General features: G+C 72.1%; 3 protein-coding genes and 1 pseudogene. 1 reads left to right on the forward strand and 3 read right to left on the reverse strand.

Annotation, left to right across the window (positions count from 1 at the left end):
* Positions 1-188 (forward strand): annotated as a pseudogene (locus ABD345_RS39655) (transposase); the annotation flags it as partial.
* Between the two features lie 486 nt (positions 189-674).
* Here the strand turns inward: ABD345_RS39655 and ABD345_RS39660 are convergent.
* From ABD345_RS39660 to ABD345_RS39670, 3 genes are all read right to left on the reverse strand, one after another.
* Positions 675-1,691, reverse strand: a complete 1,017-nt coding sequence (locus ABD345_RS39660) for a GlxA family transcriptional regulator (RefSeq protein WP_344559659.1) — start codon at positions 1,689-1,691, stop codon at positions 675-677.
* 56 nt (positions 1,692-1,747) lie between these two features.
* Positions 1,748-2,617: an alpha/beta fold hydrolase gene (locus ABD345_RS39665; RefSeq protein ID WP_344559661.1), complete on the reverse strand. Its 870-nt coding sequence runs from the start codon at positions 2,615-2,617 to the stop codon at positions 1,748-1,750.
* 365 nt (positions 2,618-2,982) lie between these two features.
* Entirely contained in the window at positions 2,983-4,197 is a 1,215-nt protein-coding gene (locus ABD345_RS39670; protein ID WP_344559663.1) for an IS701 family transposase, read from the reverse strand.
* Positions 4,198-4,650: the final 453 nt, after the last annotated feature.

The raw sequence follows: 4,650 nt of genomic DNA on the forward strand, positions 1-4,650 counted from the left end.
CGCGGGTGCTCGGAGTCGACGACTTCGCCCTCAAGCGCCGGCACCGCTACGCGACCGTGATCATCGACGCCGAGACCGGGGAGCGGATCGACGTCCTTCCCGGCCGCACTGCTTCGGCACTGACCGCGTGGCTGCGCGAGCACCCGGGCGTCGAGGTGGTCTGCCGGGACGGATCCGGCTGTAGAGCCCGCTGCTCGACCAACCGCATCAGCCGCCTGATCGCCACCGTCCACACCCTCATGATCCACAGCCCTGCGACCAGCGAAAACTCAGGATGAAAGAGGCTCACTCAGAGATCTTTGACACAGGGTCCGTGCGCGCCGCTACCCCACCGACATGTCCGATGCGGAGTGGGCGATCGTGCGGCCGCTGCTGCCCGTACCGGGCTGGCTGCGCGGGCGGGGCGGGCAGCCGGAGGCGCACTGCCACCGCGCGATCTGGACGCGATCCGCTACCTCCTCGACAACGGAACGAAGTGGCAGGCCATGCCGGCAACCGCTCTCCGAGCGGATCGCATCCACCGGTGCTATCACAGCGACCGTCTTGCGCATCCCCGCCGGTCCCGTCCTCTGCAGTCCAGCTGGTTCGGTCCTTCTCGGCGGTGGGGGCGGCACGACCGGTCCGGGGCGGTGGCCGGGGGCGTCCGTCGGCGGGGCCGTCGAGGGGCTTCCCGGTCACCGCCCACCGGCGGGTTGCCGTGGGTGGGCGTCCGTCGGGGCGGTCATCGGAAAGTTCCGGCGGTAGCGGTCCGGGGTGGTGGCGAGGCGGCGGGAGAAGACGCGGTGGAGGGTCTCGCCGTGCCGGTACCCGACCGTCCTGGCGATGGCGCCGACGGTCAGGGCGGTCGTCTCCAGCAGGCGGCAGGCCGCTTCGAGGCGGAGGCCCTCGACGAGGTCCGCCGGGGTGCTGCCGGTTTCGGCGCGGAAGGCGCGGGCGAAGTTCCGCTCGCTCATCCCCGCCCGACCCGCCAGGGCGGTCACGCTCAGGTCCTGGTCGAGGTGGTCGGGCAGCCAGTCCTGGACGGACCGGATGGCCGGGGTCCGTGCGCTCTGGGCGCGCAGTTGGGCGCTGAACTGGGTCTGGCCGCCGGGCCGCCGGGTGAAGACGACGAACTGCCGGGCGATGGCCTGCGCCGGTTCGGCTCCGTGGTCGTGCTCGACGAGGGCCAGCGCGAGGTCGATGCTGGCGGTCACCCCGGCCGAGGTCCACCGGTTGCGGTCGTGCACGTAGATCCGGTCCGGTTCGACCCGCACCCGCGGGTGGCGTTCGGCGAGCTGCCGGGTCGCGCCCCAGTGCGTCGTCGCGCGGTACCCGTCGAGCAGGCCGGCCGCGGCCAGGAGCACCGCGCCGGAGCACACCGCGGCGACGCGCTGCGAGACCCGGGCGAGCGCGGGGAGCTCCCGGACCACCTCCTGGGCCGTCGACGGGTCGAAGGCGCCGAAGCCGCCGACCACGATCGTCGTGTCGATGTCCGGCTCGCCGAGGGCGGCTTCCCGTAGCGAGTGCTCGACGTGGAACGCCAGTCCGCCGTCGGCGGTGACGGCCCCCGCCCGCGGCGCCGCCGTCAGCAGCCGGTAGGCGGTGCTTCCCAGTACGGTGTTCGCCGCGTTGAGGACGTCCATCGGACCGGCCAGCTCGGTCAGTTGGATGCCGTCGTACACCACGAGGACGACGGTGCGGGGTGCAGCCATGCCGCCATCATCGCCGCGGGCACGGGGCCTCGTCACCCGTCTTCCGCCGCCACCGGTCATCCGGGGTGCCGGACGGCGTCGTCGGCGTGCTCCCGCAGGAAGGCGACGACCAGTTCGGCGACCCGGTCGCTGCACTGTGCGTGCGGGTAGTGCCCGGCATCCTCGATCACGGCGACCCGTCCCAGCCCCGCGGGCATGGCCGCGACGACCGCCTCGCCCTCGGCCACCGGGTCGGGGAAGTCCGGGTCCTGTCCACCCATGATCACCAGCGCCGGGCACCCCACCTCCGCCAGCCGCGCCCCGGCGTCGGCCGGAGTAGTCCGGCCGGTCTTCATGAACTCCTCCCACCGCCCGGGCCGCCGCAGCGCCGCCATCAGGTCCTCGATCTGCGGCCCGTAGTCGTCGGGCTTGCCGGGATACGCGACGTCAAGGTAACTGCGCCACATCCCGCGGGACTTCAGCACCTGTGTCCCGATCAGTCGCAAGCCGCCCCGGCGGTAGCGCGGGACGGTGAGCAGCGCGCCCGCGTCCACCTTCACGGCCCTGGTGAACGGGTTGATCTCGACGATAGCGGTGACCAGTTCCGGGGCCAGGGCCGCGGCGACGGTGGCAGCGCCGCCGGACAGCGAGTGCCCGACGATCGTCGCGGGCCCGCCGAAGTGCCGGACCACCCCGAGCAGGTCACCGGCGACGTCGGTCCGGCTGATGGCGCGCCTGCCCGTCACCGAGGCCCAGCCGGTGCTGGACTCCCCGTGCCCCCGCATGTCCGCGTTCACCACCCGGTACCCCGCGTCGACCAGCGCGGGCACCAGGTGCCGGAAGTCCCGGCGCCAGGTCCCCATCCCGTGCGACAGCACCACCAGCGGGCCATCGCCGACCACGTCGCAGGCGATGCGCCCGCCCTCCGACACCACGAACTCCGTCACGTGCACACCTTCCGCCGACCGCCCAACGCCGCGACACCCGCGGCACGACGATTCAAGCCCCCGCACCCCCACCGCGCAGGACGCGGGGCGGGAACGGTCAGACCGCAGGCCGTTCCAGTCAGAAACTGACCGGAACGGCACCGTCGCAGGCTCGTGGGTACCAGCGATCGCGCACCGGCAGCTCCTAGTACTCCAGTGAGAGTTCTTCGTTTCCCCTGGTCAGCGGCCCGGTGGCGGCGAGTTTAGCCAGGCTGCGCCAGAGGTGGAGGGGTATTCGCGGGGATGTCGCGCGAACGAGTGGCCCCGGCACATGTAGTGGCAGCGCCGCGCGTGTGCTTGGTGACGGCGGCGCCATCTGGACCAGGTCAGGGTGTGGTCGCGGTCCGCAGGGCGGTGGCGGGGTCGAGCTGCCGGCAGACGGCGAATCTCGGCCGGGGTGAGGTCCACGAGGTCGGGCGTGTCGTCACTGCCGCCCCCTTTTCGCGCTCCTGGGCGGCCATGGCGGCCAGGAACGCGTGGGCGGGCATCGCGAGGGTGATGTGCCGGTACCAGCCCACGTAGCGGCGGACCTCGTACTGGTCCAGGCCGCACTCGTTCTTCGCGCTCTGGAAGCACTCCTCGATCTTCCAGCGGCATCCGGCGACGCGGACCAGGTCGGCGACGGTGGCGTCCAGGGGCGCGCAGGCCAGGTAGTAGGCGACGTCGTCGGGCTTGGTGAGGCTGCGGCGGGCGAGCATCCATCGTTGGCGGGTGGGCTGGTCGCCGTCGAATTCCCAGACAGCGGGCAGGCGCGCCGCGGCCCAGTCGTAGAGGCGCTCGCCCTTGGCGCCGAATCCGGCGGGCAGTCGCTGCCAGGCCTCGGGCGGGGCCTGGGCGATGAGGAAGTCGATCCGCGGGCCGTGCACCTGCTGGGACTTGGGGACGGCCACCACGTAGGAGAGCCCGGCGTCTTCGAGGAACCGGCGGAAGTGCGAGTCCCGGCCGTAGGCCGAGTCCGCGGTGGCCCACGCGATCGGCAGCAGCGAGGCCAGGGCTCGTTCGACCATCGACCGTGCGAGCTCCAACTTGGTGGCGAAGCCGCGCTCGTCGGGGACGCGGGCGGCCTGGCAGCGTTGCCGGTCCTCGGTCCAGGACCTGGGCAGGTAGAGCTCGCGGTCGACCAGGGCATGGCCCTTGGTCGAGGCGTAGGCGGCGAAGACGCCGATCTGGCAGTTCTCCGTGCGGCCGGCGGTGCCCGAGTACTGGCGCTGCACGCCGGCCGAGACCGTGCCCTTCTTCACGAAGCCCGTGTCGTCGATGATCAGGACACCCTCGGGGGTGCCGAGCTGCTCGCCGATGCAGGCCTGCAGGCCGTCGCGGACCTCGTCCGCGCTCCAGCAGGCGCGGGCGAGCAGGTGCCGCAGCCGATGCGGGGCCGGGTGCCCGGCGAACTCGGCCAACTGCCGGCTGTTCTTTCGCCCTACCGGGCCCAACAGCCCGCGCACGTAGTCCCGCATCCGCTTCCGCGGCTCCACCCGCGCGAAGCGGGCCCCGATCCGCAGGAAGAGTTCGGTCAGTTCCCGATCCCACACATCCGTCAGATCATCGCTCACACCGAGGAGCTGTCCGGGTCGCTGCCACTACATGCGCCGGGGCCACTCGTTCGCGCGACATCCCCGCGAACACCCCTCCACCTCCGGCGCAGCCCGGCTACAATCGCCGCCACCGGGCCGCTGACCAGGGGAAACGAAGAACTCTCACTGGAGTACTAGACAGCTGACGCCACGCCCTGGCCGTCAGCGTCCGCGTAGTCGGTCGGCCAGCACCTGTACCAACTGCTGGCACTCCGGAGTGTCGGCGAGGTGACCGAGGAGCAGGTCGACCGCCTGGTACTCGCCCCGGGTGAGAGTCACCGGCTCGCCCTCGGCGGTGAGCGCTTCGGGTGTGTCCAGCGACTGGCTCTGTCCCGTAATCGGTGGTGACGCTGTGTCGTGGTCACTGGAGGAGGATTCGGTGGCGGAGCAGAGGGAAGCCGGCCCGGCCGTGCATCTGCC

Source organism: Kitasatospora saccharophila (genome assembly GCF_039529925.1).
GTDB classification, from domain to species: domain Bacteria; phylum Actinomycetota; class Actinomycetes; order Streptomycetales; family Streptomycetaceae; genus Kitasatospora; species Kitasatospora saccharophila.

Excerpts from the sequence above, each read along its gene's own strand:
- ABD345_RS39660 (WP_344559659.1), bottom strand. The coding sequence starts at position 1,691 with ATGGCTGCACCCCGCACCGTCGTCCTCGTGGTGTACGACGGCATCCAA.